At 37.5% G+C, this 445-nt stretch carries 1 protein-coding gene; it reads left to right on the top strand.

The window, feature by feature from the left end; all coding sequences use genetic code 11:
* The coding region (locus tag ACM0OP_RS24385; protein ID WP_414530979.1) for an IS982 family transposase at positions 1-445 on the top strand (445 nt) is incomplete at both ends.

Genomic DNA, 445 nt, shown 5'->3' on the forward strand with positions numbered 1-445 from the left:
TCCACCCCCATCAATGTTTGTCACAATGCCAGGGCGCATTGTCACAAGGTATTTAAAGGTTTAGTCAAATGGGGAAAAAATTCTGTGGGCTGGCATTTTGGATTTAAACTACATTTGATTATTAATGATTGTGGAGAATTATTGGCATTTTCCCTAACTCCTGCCAATGTGGATGACCGAAAACCAGTCCCAGATATGACTAAGGACTTAATTGGTAAACTTTTTGGTGACAGAGGATATATATCTCAAAAATTATTTGAGGAGTTATATGAACGAGGATTGCAGTTAGTCACCAAATCTAAAAAGAAAATGAAAAATCCTTTGGTCAAACTGATTGATAAGATTCTATTACGCAAACGCGCTGTCATTGAGTCGGTCAATGACCATCTCAAAAATATCTGTCCAATCGAACACTCTCGTCACCGTAGTCCATTTAACTTTTTGG

Origin of the sequence: Nodularia chucula CCY0103, from assembly GCF_963923915.1 — a bacterium.
Taxonomy (GTDB): domain Bacteria; phylum Cyanobacteriota; class Cyanobacteriia; order Cyanobacteriales; family Nostocaceae; genus Nodularia; species Nodularia chucula.